This window comes from Acidobacteriota bacterium (assembly GCA_039030395.1).
Classification (GTDB): Bacteria; Acidobacteriota; Thermoanaerobaculia; order Multivoradales; family JBCCEF01; genus JBCCEF01.
Genome location: JBCCEF010000017.1, coordinates 83,986 through 108,804 on the forward strand (window position 1 = coordinate 83,986; position 24,819 = coordinate 108,804).

The 24,819-nt window shown below is 66.2% G+C and carries 20 protein-coding genes; 7 read left to right on the top strand and 13 right to left on the bottom strand.

The genetic code is table 11. The annotated features are described in order from the left end of the window. Positions 1 to 27 precede the first annotated feature (27 nt). A complete protein-coding gene (gene ligA / locus AAF481_15350; protein MEM7482551.1) occupies positions 28 to 2,097 on the bottom strand; it encodes an NAD-dependent DNA ligase LigA in 2,070 nt (689 codons plus the stop codon). 100 nt (positions 2,098 to 2,197) lie between these two features. Here ligA and AAF481_15355 point away from each other — a divergent pair, with 100 nt between their 5' ends. The 5 genes from AAF481_15355 to AAF481_15375 all read left to right on the top strand — a co-directional run bounded on the left by AAF481_15355 (position 2,198) and on the right by AAF481_15375 (position 9,158). After that, positions 2,198 to 3,067 (top strand): YihY/virulence factor BrkB family protein, encoded by an 870-nt coding sequence (locus tag AAF481_15355; GenBank protein MEM7482552.1) that lies wholly within the window; start codon positions 2,198 to 2,200, stop codon positions 3,065 to 3,067. 9 nt (positions 3,068 to 3,076) lie between these two features. Continuing rightward, entirely contained in the window at positions 3,077 to 4,216 is a 1,140-nt protein-coding gene (locus AAF481_15360; GenBank protein MEM7482553.1) for a metallophosphoesterase, read from the top strand. Beyond that, the gene (locus AAF481_15365; protein MEM7482554.1) at positions 4,213 to 6,900 is read left to right on the top strand and encodes an AAA family ATPase; all 2,688 of its coding nucleotides are present in this window, start codon (positions 4,213 to 4,215) and stop codon (positions 6,898 to 6,900) included. Before AAF481_15360 ends, AAF481_15365 begins: the two co-directional genes overlap by 4 nt. 262 nt (positions 6,901 to 7,162) lie before the next feature. Continuing rightward, the gene (locus AAF481_15370) at positions 7,163 to 7,621 is read left to right on the top strand and encodes a hypothetical protein (protein MEM7482555.1); all 459 of its coding nucleotides are present in this window, start codon (positions 7,163 to 7,165) and stop codon (positions 7,619 to 7,621) included. A gap of 10 nt (positions 7,622 to 7,631) precedes the next feature. Then, positions 7,632 to 9,158, top strand: a complete 1,527-nt coding sequence (locus AAF481_15375; GenBank protein MEM7482556.1) for a PA domain-containing protein — start codon at positions 7,632 to 7,634, stop codon at positions 9,156 to 9,158. Between the two features lie 107 nt (positions 9,159 to 9,265). On the opposite strand, the gene thrS is transcribed toward AAF481_15375, so the two are convergent. The 4 genes from thrS to AAF481_15395 form a co-directional block, all read right to left on the bottom strand. Continuing rightward, positions 9,266 to 11,092: a threonine--tRNA ligase gene (gene thrS, locus AAF481_15380; GenBank protein MEM7482557.1), complete on the bottom strand. Its 1,827-nt coding sequence runs from the start codon at positions 11,090 to 11,092 to the stop codon at positions 9,266 to 9,268. A 277-nt stretch (positions 11,093 to 11,369) separates the two neighbouring features. Beyond that, positions 11,370 to 12,080, bottom strand: a complete 711-nt coding sequence (locus AAF481_15385; GenBank protein MEM7482558.1) for a hypothetical protein — start codon at positions 12,078 to 12,080, stop codon at positions 11,370 to 11,372. Between the two features lie 3 nt (positions 12,081 to 12,083). Further along, positions 12,084 to 12,533: an SCP2 sterol-binding domain-containing protein gene (locus AAF481_15390; protein MEM7482559.1), complete on the bottom strand. Its 450-nt coding sequence runs from the start codon at positions 12,531 to 12,533 to the stop codon at positions 12,084 to 12,086. Then, positions 12,530 to 13,081: a DinB family protein gene (locus AAF481_15395; protein ID MEM7482560.1), complete on the bottom strand. Its 552-nt coding sequence runs from the start codon at positions 13,079 to 13,081 to the stop codon at positions 12,530 to 12,532. The genes AAF481_15390 and AAF481_15395 overlap by 4 nt, the downstream gene beginning before the upstream one ends. Positions 13,082 to 13,184: 103 nt before the next feature. Here AAF481_15395 and AAF481_15400 point away from each other — a divergent pair, with 103 nt between their 5' ends. Further along, the gene (locus AAF481_15400) at positions 13,185 to 14,078 is read left to right on the top strand and encodes a glycosyltransferase family 2 protein (GenBank protein MEM7482561.1); all 894 of its coding nucleotides are present in this window, start codon (positions 13,185 to 13,187) and stop codon (positions 14,076 to 14,078) included. Between the two features lie 93 nt (positions 14,079 to 14,171). Here the strand turns inward: AAF481_15400 and AAF481_15405 are convergent, their stop codons facing one another. From AAF481_15405 to AAF481_15435, 7 genes are all read right to left on the bottom strand, one after another. Next, on the bottom strand, positions 14,172 to 14,351 hold the full coding sequence (locus AAF481_15405; protein ID MEM7482562.1) for a PspC domain-containing protein: 180 nt from the start codon (positions 14,349 to 14,351) through the stop codon (positions 14,172 to 14,174). A gap of 63 nt (positions 14,352 to 14,414) precedes the next feature. Beyond that, a complete protein-coding gene (locus AAF481_15410) occupies positions 14,415 to 15,104 on the bottom strand; it encodes a heme-binding protein (protein ID MEM7482563.1) in 690 nt (229 codons plus the stop codon). Positions 15,105 to 15,239: 135 nt separating this feature from the next. Then, a complete protein-coding gene (locus AAF481_15415; protein MEM7482564.1) occupies positions 15,240 to 17,306 on the bottom strand; it encodes a cation:proton antiporter in 2,067 nt (688 codons plus the stop codon). A 25-nt stretch (positions 17,307 to 17,331) separates the two neighbouring features. Beyond that, positions 17,332 to 18,732: an ATP-binding protein gene (locus AAF481_15420; protein MEM7482565.1), complete on the bottom strand. Its 1,401-nt coding sequence runs from the start codon at positions 18,730 to 18,732 to the stop codon at positions 17,332 to 17,334. Then, complete coding sequence (locus AAF481_15425) at positions 18,729 to 20,372, bottom strand: FAD-dependent oxidoreductase (GenBank protein MEM7482566.1); 1,644 nt, start codon at positions 20,370 to 20,372, stop codon at positions 18,729 to 18,731. Before AAF481_15425 ends, AAF481_15420 begins: the two co-directional genes overlap by 4 nt. Before the next feature lie 272 nt (positions 20,373 to 20,644). After that, complete coding sequence (locus AAF481_15430) at positions 20,645 to 22,246, bottom strand: MFS transporter (GenBank protein MEM7482567.1); 1,602 nt, start codon at positions 22,244 to 22,246, stop codon at positions 20,645 to 20,647. Continuing rightward, entirely contained in the window at positions 22,243 to 23,970 is a 1,728-nt protein-coding gene (locus tag AAF481_15435; GenBank protein ID MEM7482568.1) for a dynamin family protein, read from the bottom strand. Before AAF481_15435 ends, AAF481_15430 begins: the two co-directional genes overlap by 4 nt. A 251-nt stretch (positions 23,971 to 24,221) precedes the next feature. Between AAF481_15435 and AAF481_15440 the strand changes: the two genes are divergently transcribed. Then, a complete protein-coding gene (locus AAF481_15440) occupies positions 24,222 to 24,650 on the top strand; it encodes a helix-turn-helix transcriptional regulator (GenBank protein ID MEM7482569.1) in 429 nt (142 codons plus the stop codon). A gap of 4 nt (positions 24,651 to 24,654) precedes the next feature. Here AAF481_15440 and AAF481_15445 read toward each other — a convergent pair. Next, on the bottom strand, positions 24,655 to 24,819 hold a 165-nt coding region (locus AAF481_15445; protein ID MEM7482570.1), incomplete at its 5' end, for a pyridoxal phosphate-dependent aminotransferase family protein.

Genomic DNA, 24,819 nt, shown 5'->3' on the forward strand with positions numbered 1-24,819 from the left:
TGCATGCACATGCATGTCAAGGTGGGTCTATCTCTCCGCCTTCATCCCGAACCCTGCCAGCAGCTCCCAAAACGCCTCTTCATCGAGCACCGTCACCCCCAGCGCCTCGGCTTTGTCGAGCTTGGAGCCGGGGTCGGCGCCGGCCACCACGTAGTCGGTGGCCTTGCTCACGGAACCGGTGACTTTGGCGCCGAGGCTCTCGGCGAGTCCTTGAGCCTGGCGGCGGGGCATGCGGTCGAGGCCGCCGGTGAAGACCATCTTTTTCCCGGCGAGGGGTAGTTCGTCGTCGTCCGCGGGACTCTCCGGCGGGGGACCCGGTTCGATCAGTTCGACGCGGCCGCCGAGAAGCGCATCGAGCACCGCCCGGTTGCGCTGTTCGCCGAAGAACAGGGTGATCTCCTCGGCCACTCGCGGGCCGACGCCGGAGACCTCCTGCAGGGCCTCCTCGCTCGCCTGGCGAACGGCCTCGAAGGTGCCGAAGTGCCTGGCGAGGTCCCGCGCCGTGGTGGTGCCCACTTCGGGAATGCCGAGGCCGTAGAGGAAGCGGGAGAGTTCGGCCTTGGAGGCCCGGTCGATCGCCGCCACCAGTTCTTGAGCGGACTTCTTGGCGAAGCCTTCGAGGGGCATGAGCTGGTCGGCCTTGAGATCGAAGAGGTCCGGTACCTGGCGGACGAGTTTCTGTTCGACGAACAGGTGGACGCTCTTTTCGCCGAGGCCTTCGATGTCGAGGGCGTCCCGGGAGCCGAAGTGGATCAGCCGGGCGGCGAGCTGCGCCACGCATTCGAAGCTGTTCGGGCAAATCGAGAAGGGCCCCTTTTCCATCAGCTCGGTGCCGCAGGACGGGCACGCCCGCGGCATCGACCAGGCCGGACCGCGCTCGCGGTCCGGCTCTTCGATGCGCTCGATCACCTGCGGAATCACGTCGCCGGCGCGCTGGATGCGCACCCGGTCGCCCTCCCTTACGTCCTTGCGGGCGACTTCTTCGCGGTTGTGGAGGGTGGCGCGGCTTACGGTGACGCCGGAGAGTTCCACCGGGCGAAGGATGGCGACCGGGGTCACCACGCCGGTGCGGCCGACGCTCGGCAGGATGCTCACCAGCCGGGTGACCTCCTTACGCGGCGGAAACTTGTGGGCGTAAGCCCAGCGCGGAAAGCGGGAGGTGGCGCCCAAGCCCTCGCGGGCGGCCAGATCGTTGAGTTTGATCACCACGCCGTCGATCTCGAAGCCGAGATCGTCGCGCCGTCCTTCGAGATCCGAATGATAGGCGAGGATGTCCTCGACGGATTCGCCCCGCCGCGACAGATTCGACACCCGCAGTCCCCAATCTCGCAGCGCCTCGAAGACTTCTAGCTGGGTGCTCGGGGCATCCTCCGGCGACGCCCACTCGGCGGCCAGGATGTCGTAGACGTAGAGATCGAGGCGCTTGGCGGCGGTTTGCCGGGGGTCGAGCTGGCGCAGGGCGCCGGCGGCGACGTTGCGCGGGTTGGCGAAGGGATCCTTGCCTTCGGCCATCAGTCTTTCGTTGAGCTGGTCGAAGGCTTCGATGGAGAGGATGACCTCGCCGCGCAAGGCGAGCATCGGCGGGGCGGGGCGGGCGTCGTTGCGCAGGCGCAGGGGGACGGACTGGATGGTGCGGGCGTTCTCGGTGATCTGTTCGCCCTTCTGGCCGTCGCCGCGGGTGGCGGCGCGCACCAGCGCGCCGCCTTCGTAGATCAACTCCAGGGAGGCGCCGTCCAGTTTGGGCTCCAGGCTGTAGGCCACCTCGACGGCCGATTCCGAGGCGGCGAGGGCTTTGCGGAGGCGCTCGTCGAATCGGCGCAGGGCTTCTTCCGTCTGATTCGAGTCCAGCGACAGCATCGGTGCCGCGTGTTCCACGGTGGGAAACTTGTCGAGGGCTTGTCCGCCCACCCGCTGGGTGGGGGAGTCGTCCGTCACCCACTGCGGATGGTCCTCTTCCAGGTCGCGCAGCCGGTGGAACAGTTTGTCGTAGGCGCTGTCGGCGATCTCCGGGGCGTCGCGCACGTAGTAGAGATAGTCGTGATGACGAATCTTCGCCCGCAGGGCGTCGATCTCCGCTCTTGCTTCCGATCGGTTCATGTCTTTTGGATTCATGCAGTTAAATGAATTTTCCCGGCCTTCTCTCGAGTTTCCGGTGAGGCTAGCACGGGTCACTGGACACGGCCCATAGAATACGCCCATGAAGCGCGTCGGAGCTGGGGAGATGTGGCGTCGCCTGCTGCGGCGGAGGCACCGCCTGCTGGCGCCGCTGCGGCGGCGTCTCGAACGGGACGATTTGATGCTGTCGTCCGCCGGCCTCGCTTTCTTCTTTCTCCTGACCATCGTGCCGCTGTTGCTGGTGTTCACCACCGTCTTCGGGTATCTGGCGCTCGACTCCTGGCAGCTCCGCTCCCGGCTGTTCGAGGCGGTCGGCCGGGTGTCGCCGAGCGGCGCCGTCACCTCCCTGCTGCGCGAGTCCGTCTCCGAGATTTCGCGCCAGGCTTCCGCCGACAAGATTCTCCTCGGCCTGGTGCTCGCCCTGTGGGCGTCGTCCTTCGGGGTAGCGGCCATCGGCCGGGTGCTCAATGCCGCGTATGGTGTGCGCGAGGGGCGTCGGTGGCTGATGCGGCGTTTGCAGGGCATGGCGCTGGTGATCGCCTTCGCGGTGGTCAGCCTAGTGGCCCTGGCGATGGTGTTCTTCGGCGGGCGCCTGGCGGACCGGTTGGTTGAGATGTGGAGTTCGGCAACCCTGCTGCTGGTGATTTGGCACGTCGGCCGCTGGTTGATCCTGCTGGTCGCATTGATTCTCGCTTTCGATCTACTGTTGAACCTCACGCCCAACATCTCCCGCCAACAGCGGGGCTGGTTCTCGCCCGGCGCGGTGCTGGGAGTCACCCTTTGGGTGGGCGCTTCCTACGGTTTGCGTGCGTTCCTCGAGCTGGCGCCCCTCACCACTCGCGCCTACGGTTCGCTGGCGGTGGTGATCGCTCTGCTGTTCTGGTTTTTCGTTACCGGCGCCTCGATCCTGATCGGCGGTGAATTGAATTCCGAGTTGACGGATCCGGGGTAGGAAAGGCCGATGCGTTTTCTCCACACCAGCGACTGGCAGCTCGGCATGCGGCGCCACTATCTCGATGCCGAGGCCGGCGCTCGCTTCGCAGCGGAGCGTTTCGATGCGGTTCGGCGTCTGGGTGAGGTCGGCCGGAAAGCCGGCTGCGACTTCGCGGTGGTGGCCGGCGACGTGTTCGAGTCGAACCGGGTGGCCGGCGAAGTGGTACTCAAGGCGATCGATGCAATGGCCGCCGCCGACCTCCCCTGGTACCTGCTGCCGGGCAATCACGATCCACTGGACGGCGCCTCGGTCTACCGATCGCCGGAACTGGCGGCCGGCCGCCGCCCCTCGAACATCCACCTGTTGACGGATTTCGAACCCCGCCGCGTCACCGAGGGAGTCGAGGTGGTGGGAGCGCCGTGGCGCTCGAAACGGCCCGGTCGCGACCTGGTGGCGGAGCTGGCGGCGAGCCTGTCGCCGGCGCGCGGGCTGCGGGTGGCGGTGGCCCACGGGCGGGTAGACACCTTTACCCCGCAGGATCGCGACCCGGCGATCATCCGCCGCCAGGGGGTGGACGACGCCGTCGAACGGGGTCTGTTCCACTACTTGGCGCTGGGGGATCGTCACTCGGCGACCCGCCTCGGCGACCGGGTGTACTACTCCGGCGCGCCGGAAGCGACGGATTTCAAGGAACAACGCCCCGGCCGGGGGCTGGTGGTGGCGGTGGACGCCGAGGGTTCGCGGGTGGAGGAGGTCGCCGTCGGTCGCTGGACCTTCCGCACCGACGAGGCCCGCCTGGCCGGCGAGGACGACGTCGCGGAGCTGGAGAACTCTCTCGAAGACATCGCCGATAAGACCCGGGCGATTCTCCGCCTCACCCTAGTCGGAGAGCTTTCCTTGCGCGCCCGGGCCCTCCTGGACGACACCCTGGAGCGGGTCCGCGGCCGGTTCGCCCACCTGGAGGCAGACTCCTCGGACCTGGTGCTGGTGCCCAGCCGCTTGGATGAAGAAGACCTCTCCCTGGCCGGCTATGGCCGGGAGGCCTTTCGCGCTCTCCAGCAGGCGGCGGGAGATCCCTCCTCCGGCGACCGTCCGGGCGAGCGGCAGGCGGCAAGCGATGCTCTTTCGCTGCTCTATCGCCTGGCCGGCGGTGGGGTTGATGCGTGAAACTGCTGCGCCTGCGGGTCAAGGACTTTCGCGGCGTCGCCGAGCGCGAGGTGTCCTTCCTGCCGCGTGGCGTGACGGTGATCGAGGGCCCCAACGAGAGCGGCAAGACCAGCCTGGCGGACGCCATCGACCTGATCTTCGACAAGCGAGCGTCGAGTACCGACCGGGCGGTGCGGTCCGTTCAGCCGGTCGGTCGCGACGTCGGTTCGGAGGTCGAAGTCGAGGTGGAAACCGGTCCCTATCGCTTCGTATTCTTCAAGCGCTTCAACAAGCAGCACGAGACGGTATTGCGGGTGCACGATCCGAGTCCCGAGGACCACTCCGGGCGCGAAGCGCACGAACGAGCCCGGGAGATCTTGGAAGAGACCGTCGATCTCGACCTCTGGCGGGCTCTGCGGGTGAAGCAAGGAAATACCTTCGCGCAGCCGGAAATCGGAGCGTCGCGCTCCCTGCTGGCTTCCCTCGAGGGTGCTTCTCACGGCGTCGGTGGTGAGGGCGAAGGGGTGGAGACGGAAAGCCTCTTCGAGCGCATTCGGGAGACCCGCGAGCTGTACTTCACCGCCAAGGCCGGTCGGCCGACGGGCGAACTGCGCGACGCCCGCCTCGCCCTGGAAGAGGCGGAGTCGAACCTGGCCGAGGTCGAGGCCGAGTATCGCCGGTTGGAGGTGGATGTCGAGCGCGAGACCGATCTCGCGGACAGCCGCTCCACCCTGCGGGAGGATTTGGAGCGGGCCGCCGCTCGCGAGCGCGAGGCGACGGAGGCCAAGGCCGAGGTCGACCGACTGCTGGCGGAGGTGGCGGAGCACAAGGCGGCGCTAGCCGACGAACGCGGCAAGGTCGAGCTGCTGCGCGAACTGGTCGAGGCGGAGGGCCAGCGTCGGGAGATGGAGCGGGATCTGAAGACATCGCGCGCCGAGCTGGCTGCCGCCCTCGAGGCGGAAAAGCCGATCCGGGCGGCGCACGAGGCCGCGGCGGAGTCGGCTTCGGCTGCCGAGGCGACCTATGCGGTAGGCCGGCAACGGCTGGAGAACCGTCGCCGCAGGGAAGAACTGGAGCGGCGGTTGCGGCGCTACAGCGCGCGCTCGCAGCGCTTGGGCGTCGTTGACGAAGCGCTCGCCGGTTCTTCTCTCACCCGCGAAGCACTGGAACGTCTGGAGGGGATCAGCCGCGAGGTCGACCGCAAAGAGGCGGAGCTCGGCGCGGTGAGCGCAACGCTCCACATCACCGCTCATGAGGCGCTCGATCTGCAGGTCGGCGACGCGACCCGCTCGGTGCGCGCCGATGACCAAGCCGAGATCCGAATCGACCGCCCGGTGTCGCTGGATCTACCGGCGCTCCACCTCGTACTTCGGCCGGGTCGCGACCCGGAAGGGCTGCGTCGCCGCCTCGAGGAACTTGAGAGGGAGATCGAAGAGGGCTGCCGGGCGGCCGGAGTCGAAAATGTTGCGGCGGCTTCCGAGAGCTTCATTCGACGCCAGGAGCTGGAGGCGGAACGTCTTCGCCTGCGGCAGGAGGCGGCCGGTGAGGAGCCGTTCGAAGCGCTCGAAAAGGAGCTGTCGCAGCTTTTGGCGGCGGATGACGACGAGGGTGCACTGCAGGATCCGGAGGCGCTCGAGAAGCGGTTGCAGACGGCGAGGGGCCAACTCGCCACCCGTCGCCAGGCGGCGACGGAGGCCGCTCGGGCGGTCGCGGCGGCCCGTCGGTTGGTGCGTGATCTCGAGATCAAGGCCGAGAACGGCGCCGAGCGTTCCGCCCGCGCCCGGGCCTTGATCGGCAATTTGGTCGAGGCTCTGGCCGGGGATGCCTCCGCCGGGGGAGGTCCCGGCCAGCTCGATCTCTTCCAAGCGGCGACGCGGCGAAGCGAAGGAGAGGGCGATCAGGAGGAATCGGTCGCTGATGAGACCTCTGCCTTCGCTCGAGCCCTGGCCGAGGCGAGGCGGCGCGAGGACGAGGCCCGCGTGCGATTCGCCTCGGTCGAAGAGAGCCTCGCTTCCACTCGGCCGGAGGCGGTGCGCCGCCGGGCCGAGACCGCCATGGCCCAGGCGGAGGTGCTCCGCCGACGTCTGAACTCGACCGAGGGGGAGCTGCGTGAGTTGCGCGGCCGCCTGGCGGCGCACCGCGAGCGAGATCTGTTCGAAGGCCGCCAGGAGGCGCGGTCGCGGGCCGAGGCGGCGCGCCGGGCGGCGCAGGCGGTGGAGCGCCGGGCGCGGGCGGCGGAACGTCTTTGGCAGGCCTTTGGCAAGGCCCGCGATGCGGCCCGCGAAACCTACAGCGAACCGCTGCGGCGGCATATCGAGGATCTGGGGCGAGATCTGTTCGGCGAAACCTTCGCGGTGGAGCTCGATGACGAGCTGCGCATTGCCCGGCGCATCCTGCTGGGGGAGGTGCTGGAAGTCGAACGGCTGAGCGCCGGGACCCGTGAGCAACTCGCCCTTCTCAGTCGGTTGGCGAGCGCCATGGTGGCCGCCAGACCGGCCACCGCGGCGTCCGAGGGCGTGCCGTTGATCATCGACGATGCGCTCGGTTCCGCCGACCCGAAGCGCCTGGCGGCGATGGAGCGGGTGATCGAGCGGGTGGGAGGGCATGGCCAGATCATCCTGCTCACCTGCTTCCCGGAGCGCTACCGGGGCATTCTCGGCGCCTCGCTGGTGACTTTTTCAAAGGCACCCTCTGGAACTCTCTAGATCTGGACGCCTCCGGTGCCTCTAACTTCCCATCAGCATTGACGGTTTGAGGGAAATGAACAATTTTCTAATCAATGGTATGTCGCGTAGCGCATTTACCTTGTCAGTGGGCCGGAGGACTGGTATGTTTCTACGCCTACACATGTCGTTTGAGCGGAAAAGTCTCGATCGTTGAAGACCTTGACGAGATTGAACCTCTGATCGAAGAGAACGGAAACTCGATCAAAATTCAGATTCACCTGAACATGGAGGAGGACGAAACATGCATTCACCGCAGACAGCCTGGTTGAGGCGTGCCGCGATCGCTTCCGCCACCCTCGGAGTTCTCGCCTGCGGAGTCTGGGCTTTCGCCAGCTTCGACAAGGCCAACTCCGAGGTGTCGGTGACGACCGCGCGGGTCGAAGCCGCGGAAACCACTCAGAATACGGAAATGCAGGGTATGCGAGCCTACCTCGACTCGGAAACCGGCGAGCTGCGGGCTCCCACCCGCGACGAACTGGCTGCGGACTCGCTGGCCGCCTCCATTCCGGAGCGCACCGATGCCGGTCTGTCCGCCGTGCGGATGGCCGATGGTCGCCTCAAGGCGGATCTGCAGGGCCGCTACATGAGCTACTCCGTCGCCCGCATCGATGCGGACGGCGGCGTAGAGCAGGACTGCGTGAACCACGCCTCCGCGGCGGAAGCCTTCGCCCACGGTCACGGCCCCTCGGTGGAGGAGTAGAACGATGCGAATGAAGACTCTTTTCACCCTCGTTCTGTTTGCCGCCTTGCTGGCCGCGCCGGCCTTCGGTGCCGCCACCATCACCATCGTCAACGTCGATGGCGCTGGTGAGGGCTTCAACGATCCGGGTCCACCGCTGCTCCCGGCGCCGGGGAACACCGGAACCACCCTCGGTGAACAGCGCCTGGAGGTGTTCCTGGCGGCGGCCGACCTGTGGGGCGACGTCCTCGAAAGCGATGTCGAGATTTTCGTGCGGGCGAGCTTCGATCCGCTGTTCTGCGACGCCACTTCGGCGGTGCTCGGTTCTGCCGGTGCTCTGGTGGTGCAGCAGGATTTCGACAATGCGATTTTCCCGGGCACCTGGTATCACGCGGCGCTGGCCAACAAGCTGGCCGGAGTGGATCTGGATCCGCCGCCGCCGGTCGGCCTGCAGGGCGACGACATTCAGGCGCGCTTCAACGTCGACATCGACAACAACCCGGCTTGTCTGGGCCCGAACAACTGGTACTACGGGCTGGACAACCTGCCGGCTCCCGGCACCACCGATCTGTTCCAGGTGGTGAAGCACGAGATCGCCCACGGCCTCGGCTTCTCGAACTTTGCGAACGAGACCACCGGCGCCTTGTTCCTCGACACGCCGGACGTCTACACCCAGTTCACCCGCGACAACACGACCGGTCTGTTGTGGTCCGAGATGAACGACGCCGAGCGCCAGGCTTCGGCAATCAATGACCAGAACGTCGTGTGGATCGGCCCGGCTTCGACCAACGAGGCGCCCAACATTCTCGGCAACCCGCCGGTGATGGAGATCAACTCCCCCGGCGGCATCGCCGGTACCTACGCGGCCCAGGGCGCGACCTACGGCCCGCAGCTCACCGCCGCCGGATTGACCGGAAATGTTGTCCTGGCGATCGATGGCGCCGGTCCCGATCCGAACGATGGTTGTGAGCCGCTGACCAACGGCGGCGCCGTTGCCGGCAACATCGTGTTGATCAACCGTGGCAACTGCGCTTTCGTGACGAAGTCCGTCAACGGTGACATGGCCGGTGCCACGGCGGTGATCGTGGGCAACAACATCGCTCCGGGACTGCCCCCGATGGGCGGCACCGATCCGGGTACCCTCAACATCCCGAGCGTGGGTATCTCCCTGGCTGACAGCGATCTGATCAAGGGCGAGCCGGACGGTTCGGTCAACGTCACCCTGCAGCTCGATCTCACCCAGTTCTCCGGTACCGACGCCAACGGCTTCATGAAGCTGTTCGCGCCCAACCCGGTGCAGCAGGGTTCGTCGATCTCCCACTGGGACACGACGGCCAGCCCGAACCTGTTGATGGAGCCGTTCATCAACCCGGACATCGGGACGGACACCGATCTGACGGACGAACTCTTCGCCGACATCGGTTGGTTCGCCGGCGGAGTGAACGTGCTCGAGATCCCGACCATCGACACGGTGGGCATGATCGGCCTGGCGCTCCTGCTCCTCGCCGCCGCCTTCTGGGTGATGAGCCGCCGCAACCGCAAGGGCGAGGTGTCCTAGAGGCGTCTCGCTGAGCGTTGCTTCTCGGAGCGGCGCACCCGGATACGAAAACGGCCCGCTCCTCTCGCGAGGGCGGGCCGTTTTTCTTTTTGGGGGAGTAGGAGGGGTTACAAATCGCTCTCGCGCCGCGCGATGCGGGCCGCGAGGTCGGTTCGGAACTCCTCTACCGGAACGGCGTTCTGCCGCGAGCCGTCGCGCTTGCGCACGGCGACGGTGCCCTCTTCCATCTCGCGATCGCCCACCACCAGCATGTAGGGAATCTTCAGGAGCTGCGCTTTGCGGATTTTGGCGTTCATGCGCTCCGAGGCGAGATCCGCATCGGCCCGGATGCCGGCCTCCCGCAGTTGGGACACAACCCGCTGGGCATAGTCGTTGTGGGTATCGGAGATCGGTACCAGGCGCACCTGCTGCGGCGCCAGCCACGGCGGGAAGGCGCCGCCGAAGTGTTCGATCAGAAAACCCACCAAGCGCTCATGGGTGGAGAGCGGCGCCCGGTGGATGCACAGCGGCGTGGCCTCGGCGCCCTCGGCGGTGACGAACCTCAGTTCGAAGCGGTCCGGCTGGGCGAAGTCCACCTGATTGGTGGCGAGGGTGAATTCCTTGCCGATCACGCTCTCGATCTGCACGTCGATCTTCGGCCCGTAGAAGGCCGCTTCATCGGCCACCTCGACGAACGGAATGCCGCCCTTTTCCATCGCCTGGCGCACCATGTCCTCGGTCTTCAGCCACAGGCGCTCGTTGTCGACATACTTCTTGCCCAGACCCTTTTTGTGGTGGGTCGAGAGGCGCATGAAGTAGCTGTCGACGGCGAACAGCCGGAAATACTCCAAGTACATGTCGATCACCGCCATGAACTCCGCCTCGAACTGGTCCTCGGCGCAGTAGATGTGGGCGTCGTTCATCTGCAGCGAGCGCACCCGCATCAGGCCGAAGAGCTCACCGCTTTTCTCATAGCGGTAGCAGGTGCCGTACTCCGCCAGTCGCAGCGGCAACTCCCGGTAGGAGCGCGGCCGGCTGGCGTAGATCTTGTGATGGAACGGGCAGTTCATCGGCTTGATGTAGTAGTCGGCGCCGTCCATCTCCATCGGCGGATACATGCTGTCCTGGTAGTAGGGCAGATGTCCGCTTTTCAGGAAGAGCGTCTCCTTGGAGAGGTGAGGCGTGCGCACCCGCTCGTAGCCGGCCTTGAACTCCAGGTCCTTGGCGAGCCGTTCGAGTTCGTCGATCAGGATGCCGCCGTTCGGCAGCCAGAGCGGCAGCCCGGGACCGATCTCATCGTCGAAGGTGAAGATCTCCAGATCCTTGCCGATCTTGCGGTGATCGCGCTTCTTGGCCTCTTCCAGCAGGTCGAGGTGGCGGCGCAGTTCCTTCTTGTTCTTCCAGGCGGTGCCATAGATGCGCTGCATCATCGGATTCGCCTCGTCGCCCCGCCAGTAGGCGCCGGCGACGCTCATCAGCTTGAAGGCGTCTACCGGGATCTTGCCGGTGTGTTCGACGTGCGGTCCGGCGCACAGATCCTCGAAGGAGTCCTGTCGGTAGGTGGTGATCTCCGGCGGCGCTTCCACCTCGTCGCCGTTCTCGTCCACCTCACCGCGTTCCAGGCCCTCGATCAACTCCACCTTGTAGGGCTGGTCGGCGAGGAGCTCCTTCGCCTCTTCGGCGCTCACCACCCGCTGATCGAAGGGGAAGCGGCCGCCGATGATCCGGCGCATGCCCTTCTCGATCGCCTCCAGATCCTCCGGCGTGAAGGTTCGGGGTTTGCCGTCGTCCCCGGGACCGAGGTCGAAGTCGTAATAGAAACCGGTCTCCGTCGGCGGGCCGATGCCAAGACGGGCTTGCGGATACAGCTCCAGTACCGCCTGCGCCATCACGTGGGCCGCGCTGTGGCGGATCTCATAGAGACGGTCTTTTTCGAGTTGGCTCGACTTCACCATGGGTCATACTCCTCAGGTTGCAGATGCCGGGAGGCGCTTGGCTCGCGGTGCAACGGGCGCTCCGGTTGGAGCCGGGAATGTTCGCATGCCCGAACGAAAAAAGCCACGCCCCCGGGAGACGGGTGGTGGGTCAGCGCGACCGAGCCCAGAGGGGCTCGGCGGCGGCTTGGCCGCCGAGGACGGGGTGAGCCCGAAGGGCGAGGGGGCGCCCAGCCCCCTGAAAAGAAATCTAGCAGGCGTGCTGAAACGATCGGTGAAACCGTACTTCAGCCGCCTGCTAGAGCGGCTGTTCGTCGGGGACGGGGCCTTCCTGGCAGTAGAGGTCGCGCCGGCGGGTGAGGTCCTCGATCAGCGCTGCCGTGAAGTCGCTGCCCTGTGCATCGAGCTGGCTACGGTAGGTCGCGATATCGACCACCTCCAGGCGCATGCGAACCGTTTGAAACAGCTTGGGGAAGGTTTGCCCAGGCACCTGTACGTGGTGCAGCCCCAGGCTGTAGGCGATCAACATGCGTCCTTCGGGCACTGCCTTGAGGATGTCCGCGACGCCTCCCCGCACGGTCATCGGTCGGCCTTTGGCGTCCAGGCCGTTGGCTCGCTTCATCCGTCCCTCCGGCAGCATCGCCACCATCGCCTTGGGGTCCGAGATCTTGGACAGCACCGCGCCCCAGGTTTCGTCCCGCTTTCGGCTGATGGAGACCACATGGGCCGCCAGGGCGCGGAAGAACTTGCCGGTGATCGGCCGGTTCATGGTGACCGAGGCGACGGGGATTACGCCGTGTTCCGCCAGCCGGCGCAGGAATCGCCGCGGCACCGCGCCGGCGAAGATCGGTTCATAGAGGCTGGTGTGGTTGAGGATGGCGACAATTCGCAGCTTGCTCCAGGGGTCGTCCTCGGGCACCTCGCCGACGCGGGTCAGCTCGACCTTGAAGAGCATCCGAGCCATCTGCTTCAGAACGATCAGGAAGAAGAGAGTGAATTTCGCGCGCACGTTTCAGCCCTCTTCGCCCAGATCGTCGTCCACCCGAGGCTCGAATCGTTCATTGGCACGGCGCGACGCCCGCACCAGTTGTCGCGCCATCCGGGCGTGGGGCACCAGGCGGGTAATGGTGCCACGGTCGAGCTGCAATTTGCCGCCCATCAGAGCCCAGATCGGTTCGAGTTCGCCGAGCAGCAGCCGTTCCCAGGTGCTGGCCGGGGCGCGCAGCACGAAGGGCGCCGTGGCGCGATCCTCGGGCGTGGCCGATCGCGCCGCCCGGCAGTCGCCGTTGCGCAGGTCGAGCCAGGCACAGCGCTCGTCGGGCATGCCCAGCTCCGGCTCCGGGGTCATCACGAAGGCGATGGCCCCCTGCCAGCGAGCGCCCGCGGCGCGGAACTCCTCACTGGCGACCAGTTCGTCTCGCCAGGCGTCAATCCAAGGCTGGGTGAAAGCGTGCGGATTCACGCGGTCCGCCTCTCGCCCTTGGCGATGTCCTCAATGAACCGTAGGTGGTGCCGCTGATGGATGAACAGAAAGCGCACCCACTGGCGCCCGGTGAAGTCACCCAGTACCGGATGCCGAACGCGGTGGTCGCTGGCTTCGATCTCACCTAACTTCCTCGCCAAAGCCGGCAGCCTTCGGCGCACTTCTTCGATCAGCTCCCGGGCGCGCTCAGGGCTCGAGTCTCTCGGCTTCCATTCCGGTCGAGCTCTGCCGCGGCCGCGGGGAATGCGGCCGGTCCACAGCACCAGATGGCCCCAAAAGTTGGGCGAACCGGAGGTGGCGCCGGGGGGCTGACCGCCGTCCGCCGCAAAGGCTCTGAACAGATCGAGGGTGAGGGTGCTGGTGATGCCCAGGTGCTCCAGATGCTGGGCGACATCCCACGCGGAAAGCTCCTCGCGGCGGGCGTCGAGGGACGGTCCGGCACCGTCGAGGATCGCGATCATCCGGTCGTTCTGGGCGACGATGCGGCGATAGCAGCGGAGAATGGAAGGCGAGGCTGAACGGGACACGACCGAATCCTACCCCGGATCCGGCAAAATTCCGGAGGGGAGGGTGCTGACCGGCCCCCAGTTCGGAAAGGCACGATAGGATCGGCGCGAGGAGAAAATCAGCATGAAAACCAAAGGGAAAACCGCCGCGGTCGATCGACCGGCCGTCTCGGCGATCATCACCACCTTCAACGAAGAAGCCAACATCGCCGGCTGTATCGAGTCCCTGTTGTGGTGCGACGAAATCTTCGTCGTCGACTCGTTTTCCACCGATCGGACGCCGGAGATCGTCAAGAGCTTCGAAGGGGTGACCTTCCACCAGCGCACCTACTACGGCTCGGCCTCGCAGAAGAACTGGGCGATGGACCAGGTGGCGCACGATTGGATCCTGATCTTCGATGCCGATGAACGCTGCATTCCGGCGCTACAGGCGGAATTGGAAGGCATTTTGGCCAAGGGGCCGAAGTTCAACGCCTACACCATCACCCGGCGGGTGTACTTCCTCGATCGGGTGATCCGCTTCTCCGGCTGGCAGCACGACCGCGTCGTCCGGTTAGTGCGCAAGGGAACCGCCCGCTATCCCAACCGGCGGGTGCACGCGGACATGACCACCGACGGGCCGGCGCCGATCCTCAAGAACCCCATGCAGCACTACATGGTGGACAAGCTCGACGAGTACATCCTGCGGATCGTCAAGTACAGCGTGTGGGGCGCCGCCCAGGGTTGGCGCGACGGGCGCAAAAGCGGCTTCCTCCAGGTGTGGGGACGCTCCGCCTGGCGTTTCTTCCGCACCTATATCCTGCAGGGTGGATTTCTAGACGGCATGCACGGCTTGGTGTTCTGCATGCTGCAGGCCTACGGCACCTATATGAAGTGGGCACTGCTGTGGGGCTGGCGGGTCAACGCCGCCCGCGGCAAGGAACCCAACCTGCCCCCCTTCGACGACGACGACGCCGTGTGGAGCGGCGAGGACGTTGACGAACCGGCGGTGACCGAGCGCGAATCGGCTGTCTCCTGAGGCCTCTACAGCGAGTCGGTCAGGCGGTGACCTCGATGCCTTCGCCCTCTTTCATTGGCCGGCTTCGACGCGGTGGCCCGGAGCGTTTTCGCTTCACTCCTGAGGCATGACGATCCAAAGCACGATGTAAACGAGGATGCCCGGGAAGGCCACCGAGCAGACGGAAATCAGCACGAAGAGGATGCGGACCAGGGTGGGGTCCCATCCCCAGGACTCGGCGATGCCGCCGCAGACGCCGGCGAGTATTCGATTTCGAGATCGTTTCAAAGCCATCGGGCACCTCCGGTTTATAGAGTCGTCAAGGCGGCGGAGGTCCCGTTCCGCCGCTGACCCACCCTACGGGGTGCCGGTGTCGGATGTTCCAGCCGACGAAGAACTGCCTTTCAGCTTCACCTCCACCATGACTTCGTTACGGCGCCGCGCCGGCAGAGTGAAGGGACCGTTGTAGGCGGCTGCTTCTGGTACTCCGATCGCGGTGAGACCATCGCGTGCGAGGGCTCGTTCCAGGGCGGCAAGGTTCTCGTCGAAGTTTCGTTCCGTCGTTCGTCCGGAGTACCGTCGCACGGCCATCACCCGTTCGGGGATCTCGACGATCTCGACCCGGGGATCGTTCGGTTTGGGCAGGGATTTCTCGGTGTACGCGCGCTCCATCACGAACCGATAGGTGTACGCATCGCCGGTGCCGTCACTCGGCTTCTTGGAGACCGGTACGGTCATGTTCATTTCGACGCCGGTCTCCTCCGGCGGCGCCGTCGCCTTGGAGGTCACCGGCACGGTCATCTCCATTTTCTCGGACGCGGTGTTGTCGCCGAAGATGTAGCGAGCCAGGATGCGGAAGGCCCTGCCGCCGGTCGAGTCGAAGTCTCCCTCGACGGTCGTTGCGGCCACCAGATGAGGGGCGTATTCGCGGATCTCGTATCCTTCGCGCTGCTCGATCACTCGGTACTCCGGCTCTTCATAGTCCGCCTTGGCCGCGCTCCCCATCGCCAGCGTCGAGACGATTGCAATAGTCAGGATTGATCGCATTTTCTTGGACTCCCGCGGAACTCTTCGAATGGAATGAGCCGACTCGGCTCTCACCCCATCGCTTCGCCGGTTCGCACCGATCAGATGCAGGGGCCGCTGACGGAACGGCGGGGGATCGGCCGCGGCGATCCGGTGCTACAGAAGCTCTTCGTCGATGAAGCACCAGGCCCAGTCCTCACCGGACTCGAGGGAGCGGATGATCGGGTGCTCACGGCTCTCGGCGTGGCGCCGGGCGTGCTGGTTCTTGGAGGAGTCGCAGCAGCCGACGAAGCCGCAGGACATGCACAGGCGCAGATGTACCCAGCGGTCTCCCGCGGCGACGCACTCGGGGCAGATGTCGCGCGCTTCGGGGGTGACCGCTCGGGCCAGCTCGACGTGGCCGCAGATGGTGGAGCGGCGCTGCTCGGTGGAGAGTTCGACCTTCGGTGCCGGGGGCGGTCCTGCGCCACCCGTTGAGGTGGTGGTCAGTGGCGTGGTGCCAAGGCGGGAGTGGATCTCGGCGAGCAGCGCCCGGTGGCTCGGTCCGTCCTCGGAAATGGTGAAGGCGGCGCCGACTTCTTCGATCGCCCGGGCGTCTTCTTCGAGCACCATCTTCACCAGCACCGGGACGTCCGGTGCGTTCGCCCGGACGATGGAGGCTGCCCGCTCGGCCATCTCCAGGGTGTCGTCGGCGATCACCACCAGCTTAGCCCTTTGCATACCCCCCTCTTGCAGCACCGAGAGCTTGCTGTAGTCCGCTCGGATCACCGCGATGCCGGCTTCTTCCGCCTCGCTGGCACCGGTGGGACTCAGGGTCAGCACCAGACTGGGAACGTCCGCCTCGTGCAGTCGGTGGGCGAGCCACCGGCCGGAGCGGCCGTAGCCGAGAATGAGGACGTGGTCGGCGCTCGGATGGTCGTGACCGCCGCCGGCGAGGTCGGCCGCCTCGTCCATCGCCGCGCCGGCCTGGGTCTCGGCACGGTGCTCCAGCCGCCTCTGGAGGGCCGCTCCGGCCTGGGCGAGGAACGGGGTGAGGGCCATCAGCACCACCGTCGAGGCGATGAAGGTTTGCCCGCCGGCGGTTTCCATGCCCGCCGGGTAGAGCCCTGCTTCGCGTCCGGCGCGCTCGAGCACGAAGGAGAACTCGCCGACCTGGGCGAGCAGGAAGGCGGCGGCCAGGGCCGTGCCGCCGGAGTAGCCGAGGAGGCGGGCCGTGCCGGCGACGATGCCGCCTTTCAACAGCAGCACGGCGGCCACCACGGCGACCACCAGCAGGAGGTTCTGCATCAGAAATCCAACATCGAGCAGCAGGCCGACGGAAACGAAGAAGACGGCGCTGAATAGGATCTGGAGCGGCAGGATCTCGCCCAAGGCCTGATTGCCGAAGCGGCTCTCGGACACCAGCAGGCCGGCGAGGAAGGCGCCCAGGGAAAGGCTGACGCCGGCCAGGCCGGTGACCAAGGCGGTGCCCAGACAGATGGCGATCACCCCCAGCAGGAAGACCTCTTGGGAGCAGGTACGGGCGAGGGCTTCGAGCACCTTCGGCACCAACCTCCGGGCCACCAGGAGCACCACGCCGATGATCGCCACGGCGATGGCCAGGGAGGTGATCTGCTCCAGGGCGCTCTCTTCGCTGGTGCCGCCCAAGAGCGGCACGGCGATCACCATCGCGACCACCGCCAGATCCTGGAAGATCAACATGCCGAGGCCGATTTGACCGGTCTCGGTACGTGCCTCGCCGCGGCTCTCCAGCAGCTTCAGGACGATGGCGGTGGAGGATAGGGAGACCAGCAGGCCGGTGAAGAGGCTGGCTCGCCAGCCGACCTCCAGCAGCATCAGGATGCCCGTCACCAGGGCGGTGGTCACTGCCACCTGGAGGCCACCGCCGAAAAAGATCAGGCGGCGGATCCGCATCAGGCTTTCGATCGAGAACTCGATGCCGATGGTGAACAGCAGCAGGATCACCCCCAGTTCGGCCATTGCCTCCACCAGTTCCGGATTGCGCACCAGGCCGGTGGCGTTGAGCAACACGCCGGTGAACAGAAATCCGAGGATCGGCACCAGACCCAGGCGGAAGCAGAAGTAGGCGATCACGGCGCTGGCGGCGAGCAGGCACACCACCTCGGTGAAGAACCCCGGCATCTCGCCGGCGCCGTAGGCCGGCAGGGCGACGGCGGTGGCGAGGAGGAGGCTCGAGAGGAGGAGCGGGAATCGCTGATGCAAGGCTAGCCTGCCTTTCTCCGAAGAGTCAGCCCACCGGGATCCGCACCCGGAAACGGGTGCGGCCGGGCTTGGATTCCACCTGGATGCTGCCCTGGTGATGGCGAGTGACGATGCGGTGGGTGATGTCCAGGCCGAGGCCCGATCCCTCGCCTACCGGCCGGGTGGTGAAGAAGGGTTCGAAGATGCGGTCCTGGATCTCTTTCGGAATGCCGCTGCCGTCGTCGATTACGTCGACGCAGGCGACGTTCGCTCGCGCATCCCAGGTCGTCGCCAGGGTGATGATGCCGCCGCGCTCGACGGCCGCCACGGCGTTGTCGATCAGGTTGGTCCAGACCTGATTCAGCTCGCCGCCGAAGGCGGACACCCGCGGCAGGTCGCCGTAGCGCTTCTCGACCCGAATGTCCTTCTTGCGCAGCTTGTGCTTGAGCACCCGGAGGGTGGTGTCCATCCCCTCGTGCAGGTCGAGTTCGTCTTTGGAAACGTCCTGGTCCATGTAGGAGTACGACTTCATGGCGGTGATCAACTCGGCGATTCGCTCGGTGCCCTCGATCAGCTCGCGCACGAGCAGGCGCATGGAGACGTCCCGCGGCACCCACTCCAGGAAATTTCGCACCTGGTCCGGCCGGATGCGCTGCGCGAACTCTTCCAGGAAGTCCTTGGTGAAACCGCCGGCGACCAAGGTCGGTGCGTGGGTCCAGGACTGGGCGACGCCCTGCCCGTCGAGCCAGTCCGCCAGCTCGTCTTCCAGGTCGCTCTGCTCCAGCACCCCGGCCGCCGGGCTCTCCAAGGTCATGCGCTCGTAGACCGGTTCGAAGGGGTCCTCGTCGCCCGGCGGAGGATCCTTGAAGATGAATTGCTGCACGATGCGCGAGGAGTGTTCATCGAAGGCCTGGAGGGTTTCTTCCAGTTCGCGTGCGGTGCGCCGGGCGGCGGACGCTGGGTTGTTGAGCTCATGAGCCAGGCCCGCCGCCATGGTGCCCAGGGAGGCGAGCTTTTCGCGGTGAACGTCCGAGCGGGTGACATCGCGGGTACGGTCGAGCATGCGGTGGACGAATCGTTCCTCCGCCTGCGGAGCCTGGCGATGGAGATCGCCGAATCGGTCGGTGGGAAGCACCGCCAGGCGACCGGCCGTCTGCGCCACCAGTTCCACGGTGTACTCGTGCATGCGGGAGAAGGGCAGGCGGCCGCCGATTTCGCCGGCCTCCACCACCCAGTTGGACACCTCCTGGGAGCCCTGGCGGCGGTTGAAAGCGACCGCCCCCTCCAGCAGGAAGAACATCTCCCGCGCTGGCTCACCGGCGGCGAACAGCACCTCACCGGCCTCAAAGGCCCGCTCCTGGCAGGTGTCGGCGAACCAGCGCAGTTCCTCCTCTGGCAGATCCCGCAGCGGCTCGATCGCCGTCAGGTCCTCGCTCGCGACGGTCATGCCCCGACCTCCGACAGGTAGCGGTGGATGAGCTGGACCGCCACGCCTCCTTCGCCGACGCCGGAGGCCACCCGTTTGACCGAGCCGGCCCGTACGTCGCCGACGGCGAAGACTCCCGGGACACTGGTTTCGAGCAGCATCGGGGGGCGCTCCAGCGGCCAGCTTTCGAGGGCGTCGCCGTTGAGGCCGGGGCCGGTGATCAGAAAGCCGCGTCCGTCCCGGACGACGCCTTCGCCGAGCCAGTCGGTGCGCGGCACGGCGCCGATGAAAATAAACAGCGAGTGGGCCTCCACCCGTCTCTCCTCGCCGGCGGTAGACAGGGTCAGGGCCTTCAGATTGCCCTCGCCGTGAACCTCCGTGACGACGGTTTCGAGGGCCACCTCGATGTTGGCCGTCAAAGCGATCTGGTCGACCAAGTACTGCGACATCTTCGCCTCCAGGTTCGAACCGCGCACCAGCATCACCACCCGTTCGGCGTAGCGCGAGAAGCCCATCGCCGCCTGACCGGCGGAATTGGCACCGCCGATGATGTAGATCGTCGAGCCGGAATAGTCGATCGCCTCGGCCAGGCCGGCCCCGTAGTAGACGCCGGCCCCGGTGAGGCGCTCGGCGCCGGGAACGTTGAGCTGTCGCCACTGCACCCCCATCGCCAGCAGGGTGGCGTGGCAGGAGAGTTCCGCGCCGTCGGTCAGCTCCAACAGGCGGTAGTCGTCCTGGACCCGCAGGGCGGTCACCTCCTGGGGGCTGAGGATCTCCACTCCGAAACGCCGCGCTTGGGTTACCGCACGGCGGGTGAGGTCGGCGCCGGAGAGGCCGGCGGGAAAGCCCAGGTAGTTCTCAATGCGGCTCGAAAGGGCCGCCTGACCGCCCGGTGCTTTGCGCTCCACCATCACCGTCTTGAGCCCCTCCGAGGCGCCGTAGACGGCCGCCGCCAGGCCCGCCGGGCCGCCGCCGACGATCACCAGATCGTAGTGCGAGGCGGAGGCCTGGCGGCGCAGGCCGAGGCGCTCCGCCAGGTCCGAGACGGTCGGGCTCGGCAGCCGGGTGCCGTCCTCCAGGATCACCAGCGGCAGGGAACCGCTGCGCTCTTGGTCGCTGAGGACTTCCGGTTCCTGCTCGACGTTGATCCAGCGATAGGGCACCTGGTGGCGGGCCAGAAACTCGCGCAGGAGGTGAGCCTCCGGTGACCAGCGGTGGCCGACGACGCGCACGCCGGAAAACGGCGGTTGGTAGCCGCCTTGCCATTCGTCGAGAAGGTCGTCGAGCACCGGATAGAGCTGCTCCTCCGGCGGGTCCCAAGGCTTCAGCAGATAGTGGTCGATGGCGACCTCGTTGATGGCGCGGATCGCCGCCTCGGTGTCTGCGTAGGCGGTGAGCAGGGCGCGGCGGGCGTCGGGGAAAAGCGGCAAGGCCTGGCTGAGGAAGTCCACGCCGCTCATCGCCGGCATGCGCTGGTCGACCAGGAACAGGGCGACGGTCAACTCCCGCTCCTGGATGTCTTCCAGGGCGGCCAGTCCGTTGGCCCCGGAATCCGCCCGCAGGATGCGGTAGTTCTCGCCGTAGCGCCGGCGCAGGTCTCGGCTCACCGCCCCCAGCACCTGGGGGTCGTCATCCACCGCCATGATGACCGGTTTCTCCACTCCACCTCCTCGCGATTGGAATCGGGTTTGCAGTCTAGGCTGCATCGGCCCAGAGAATATATTGCAAGGAAAGAACGAACCCGATCCAGCTCTAGCAGGTTGCTGAAAAGGCCTTCGGCCTATTCTTTCAGCTGCCCTGCTAGATTTCTCTCGAGGGGGTTGGGCACCCCCTCACCCGAAAACACCTGTGTTTTCGGGCTCACCCCGTCCACGGCTCCTCCGGCGCCGCCGAGCCCTGTGGGTTCGGTCGCAGGTAGACTTTCAGCAACCTGCTAGCGAGGCTGGACTTCGGCTTCCTCGTCCTCGCCCAGATCCAGATTGCCGCGCCGGGCGGCGAACACCGCCGCCGTGAACAGGCCGCAGACGGCGCCGAAGGCGAACAGCCCGACCAGGCGGAGGATCGCCCGAATGCCCTCGGGCTGGAGAATGGCAAGGAGCGGGGTGCTGAAGTCGAAGCCCGCCGTTTCGAATTCGCTCAGGGCGGCGAGAAACGCCAGGGTCAACACCCCGAACACCAGTCCGCCCAGAGCCCCGAGGATGCCTCGCGCCAGCAGGGCGCCGCGGCTCAGAGGTTCCTTCGAACGATCCGTCTCTACCCGGAACACCGGTTCGCGAGTACCCAGGGGGACAAAGCGCGCCAGCAGGATCATGCCGGGTATGCCCGCCGGCAGGGTGAGCCAGAAGAAAGTCTTCCAGCCGACGGCGTGCACGGCGAAGCCGGCGATGGGGCCGGAGATGATGCGCGGCAGGCCGAACAGGCTAGAGAAGAGGGCATACTGGGTGGCCGAAAAGCGCTTCTGTGTCATGCGCAGGAGAAGCGTGGCGAAGGCGCCGGTACCGAGGCCCTGGGTGAGCACCTCGAAAGTGATGGCGGCATACATCAACGGCCGATTGACATCGCCCTCGGCGGCCACCAGCACGTAACCGATGTTCGAGAAAATCTGCAGCGCGCCAAAGATCCACAGCGAGTGGCCGAGACCGATGACGGTGGTGAGGGCACCGCCCAGGAAGGTTCCGGCGAGGACCGCCACCAGGCCCACGGTGCCCAGGGCGATGCCGCGGTCAAAGTTGGTGTAGCCCATGTCCACCAGGAAGGGACGCTTGAGCGCGTCGGCCAGGTTGTCGGCCAGCTTGTAGCACAGGACGAAGGCGAGGATTTCGAGCGCCCGGTGGCGCGACAGGAAACCCACGAAGGGCAGCCACACGGCGTCCCGCAGACTCTTCGGCGGCCGCGCCGGTACCTCCGGCGGCGGTGCCTTCCAGGTGATCAGCATCATCGGCACATAGAGCAACGCCAGGCCGATGACCACCCAGGCCCATCCCAGCATTCCGGCGAAGGTGATGGCGAAGCTGCCGGCCACCTGCATGGCGGCGCGGTAGAGGGCGACGCGGGCGCCCACCGCCACGCCCTGTTCTTCCTTGCGCAGGACATCGACCGCGTAGGCGTCGATGGCGATGTCCTGGCTGGCCGAAGCGAAGGCGATGGCCAGCGCCAGCGCTCCTACCACCCAGGCGGCGTCCGGGTGGTCTGCTACCCCCGCCAGGCCGAGGGTGAAGGCGAACAGCGCGACCTGGGCGACCAGTGCCCAACCGCGCCGACGGCCGAGGTTGAAGCGTTCGAGGGCCGGCGGCGCGAAGCGGTCCATCCACGGTGACCACAGAAACTTGAAGGTCCAGGGCGCTTGGGCGAGGGTGATGATGCCGACGGTGCGGATGTCCACGCCGGAGTCCCGCAGCCAGTCTGGGATGGCGATCCACACCAGCCCCAGGGGCAGGCCCGAAGAGAAGGACAGCAGCGCCACCGAGGCGGTACGCCAGGAGGCGAAGGCACGCCACAGGCTCTCGAAAGTACCGAGACGCCGGGTTTCGGTCATCGGATCTGCTCGATGCGATCCGCGAGATCGGCCATGGCGCGGCGTAGGCGTTCGAGTTCGCTGCTTAGGGAGGAGAGCTTCTCGCGCTCCGCCCGGACGAACCGAGAATACGGCGCGATGGACTTCAGGATTCGCCGGCTGCTCTTCTCGACCTCGCCGTCGAACTCCTCCGTCACCGTGCGGACCAGGGTGCGGCGGAGGGTTTCGATCTTTCCCTTGAGTTGCGCTTTGGCCTTCTTGCGCCGCGCCGGAATGACGAACAGGCCGAGCACCGCCAGAGTGCTGGCGGCGAGGATGCCGGTGATGTCCACCGCCGTCGATGAGGCGATCACCGCCACCAGGGCGCCGAGGCCGGCGCCGACCTCGATCAGGGCGGTCGAGGCGAGGGCATTCTGCAGTGATTCGGCGAGGCGCGCCGCCTCCTGGCGCCGGTCGAAGGTGTCCACGCTCTTGCGCGCGGCACCGCCGACGGTGTCGAGGAGCCGCTGGCGGTCCAGCTCGAAGCGGGCGCCGTGGGGGCCGACGATGCGATCCCGGTGCGCCGCCTGGCGGTCCGCCAGGCGATCCCGCACCGCCTCCCACAGGCGCAGCTCGCCGTTGATCAGCCAGTCGATGATCTCGCCGACCTTGGCGTCGATCTCCTGCGGCACCTCGGCCACCACCTTGCGCTCGAAGTCCGCCTGGATCTTCGAGCGGTTCATCAGGTCGAAGGCGTTGGCTAGGCGCAGGGTTTCGTCGAAGAACTCGTGTCCGCGGTTTTCGAAGGCATGCAGCACCTTCTCGACGTCGGCCAAGCGGAAGCGAAACTCCCGGGCCATGTCCTCGCGGTAGACCTCGAGCTGCCGCTCGATGTCGTCGAGGGCCTGAAAGTCGCCTTCGAGGAGCTTTTCCTGGGCCTCGACGGAGCTCTGGATCTGGTCCGACAGGTGGCGTCCGACACCCAGCGGACTGAGCAGCTTGAGGCGCAGGCGCTCGGCGGCGTCGAGGCGGTCGACGACGAAGTCTTCGAGGGCCTCGAAGCGGCTCGCCACCGGCGGTTCATCGCCCGCCACCTTGGCCTCCAGGGCCAGCTTGGCGGACACTGGGAACACCGCCGGCTCGAAGCCCAGCAGGCGTTTGGAGCTCTCCACGATGAAGCCGGTGATCTCGGCAATTTCCCCTTCGCCGGCCAGGTGATCGATCTTGTTGACCACCACCACCACTTTCTTGCCCCATTCGCGGATGCGCTCTAGAAAGGCCCGCTCGCTTTCGGTGAAGGGCCGATCGGCGGAAGTGACGAAGAGCACCAGGTCCGAGCCCGGAACATAGTCCTCAGTGATCGCCTCGTGTTCGCGGTCGATGGCGTTGGTGCCCGGCGTGTCGACAATGTGCAGCTCGCGCAGCAATTCGAGCGGCGCCGTGACGATCGCCACGCCGTCTTCCACCCGCCGCTCCACCGTCTCGCCGAAGCGCAGCAGATGGATGCGGGAGGTCGTCGGAGTGACCCCCTCGTCGAGGATGCGCTGGCCGATCAGTGCGTTGATGAAGGCGCTCTTGCCGGCGTTGAACTCACCGGCGATCACCAGCAGAAAGAAATCTTCGAGGCTGGCGATGGAGCGGGCGAGGGTGGCGCGATCTTCGGCCGATACCTCGACCTTGGCGAGCAGGGCGGCGAGGTCGCCGAGAAGCGCCCGATCGTCCTCAAGAAGCTGTTGATGTTCCGGCGGGAGAAGGCGTTCGATCATGGGCCGAAGGGAATCCTCATGAGGCTGGACGGAAACAGTAGCACGATCACTTTCCCTGCCGGTGCCTTGGGCGGCTACGGCTTTTCTTCCCTTTTCCGCGATTCGAAAGGGAAGGTAGTCGTCGAAACGTTCAGAAGTTTGCTTCTCGGAGCATTAAGTGCGACAAATCTATAGTATTTGAAAAACTTCAATTCATTGATATTAAAGGGTTTGATGTTGATCTCTCGAATGAAGATGTATAGAGTTTTGGGATGACAGATCCTGACCGGCTCGATCTGGCTCTCAAAATCTTACGCATCTCACGGGGCATGAGTCAGAAGGATCTGGCCGAGGCCTCGGGGATTCGCAACAACGCCATTTCGAAGTACGAAAGCGGCAAGGCGATTCCCCGGCTGGACACCCTGATGCGGCTGACCGGAGGATTGTCGCTGCCGCTCGATGTGGTGGAGCAGGCGAAGGCCTTTGTCGAGCAGGTCAATGCTCAAGCCGGCACCGCCGACGGCGGAGGGTTGAACTCCGATCTGGAGGGGTCGTCGGAGGGCGACGCTCTGGCCTTGCGGCGGGAGATTGAACGACTTTCTCAGGATGCCGGCCGGGTGATGACGCGCTATTCGGCTCTCGTCCTCGACCTGCTGTCGCGTCTCGGCTCGCCGCCGGAGCCGCCGCCCTCGCAGACCTAGCCGATCACTCGGCGGCTGACTGTAGGACTCCCAACACTTGATCGATGTCGGCCACCGTGTGGTCGGCGCACACCTGGAAGCGAATCTCCTCTTCGCCGCGCGGAACCACCGGATAGGCCAGGCCGGTGGCGAGCACGCCGTGGTCATAGAGGTGGCGCACTAGCTCGCC

Excerpts from the sequence above, each read along its gene's own strand:
- AAF481_15355 (MEM7482552.1), top strand. The coding sequence starts at position 2,198 with ATGAAGCGCGTCGGAGCTGGGGAGATGTGGCGTCGCCTGCTGCGGCGG.
- AAF481_15420 (MEM7482565.1), bottom strand. The coding sequence starts at position 18,732 with ATGACCGTCGCGAGCGAGGACCTGACGGCGATCGAGCCGCTGCGGGAT.
- AAF481_15435 (MEM7482568.1), bottom strand. The coding sequence starts at position 23,970 with ATGATCGAACGCCTTCTCCCGCCGGAACATCAACAGCTTCTTGAGGAC.
- AAF481_15375 (MEM7482556.1), top strand. The coding sequence starts at position 7,632 with ATGAAGACTCTTTTCACCCTCGTTCTGTTTGCCGCCTTGCTGGCCGCG.
- AAF481_15405 (MEM7482562.1), bottom strand. The coding sequence starts at position 14,351 with ATGGCTTTGAAACGATCTCGAAATCGAATACTCGCCGGCGTCTGCGGC.
- AAF481_15410 (MEM7482563.1), bottom strand. The coding sequence starts at position 15,104 with ATGCGATCAATCCTGACTATTGCAATCGTCTCGACGCTGGCGATGGGG.
- AAF481_15400 (MEM7482561.1), top strand. The coding sequence starts at position 13,185 with ATGAAAACCAAAGGGAAAACCGCCGCGGTCGATCGACCGGCCGTCTCG.
- thrS (MEM7482557.1), bottom strand. The coding sequence starts at position 11,092 with ATGGTGAAGTCGAGCCAACTCGAAAAAGACCGTCTCTATGAGATCCGC.
- AAF481_15430 (MEM7482567.1), bottom strand. The coding sequence starts at position 22,246 with ATGACCGAAACCCGGCGTCTCGGTACTTTCGAGAGCCTGTGGCGTGCC.
- AAF481_15440 (MEM7482569.1), top strand. The coding sequence starts at position 24,222 with ATGACAGATCCTGACCGGCTCGATCTGGCTCTCAAAATCTTACGCATC.
- ligA (MEM7482551.1), bottom strand. The coding sequence starts at position 2,097 with ATGAACCGATCGGAAGCAAGAGCGGAGATCGACGCCCTGCGGGCGAAG.
- AAF481_15360 (MEM7482553.1), top strand. The coding sequence starts at position 3,077 with ATGCGTTTTCTCCACACCAGCGACTGGCAGCTCGGCATGCGGCGCCAC.
- AAF481_15370 (MEM7482555.1), top strand. The coding sequence starts at position 7,163 with ATGCATTCACCGCAGACAGCCTGGTTGAGGCGTGCCGCGATCGCTTCC.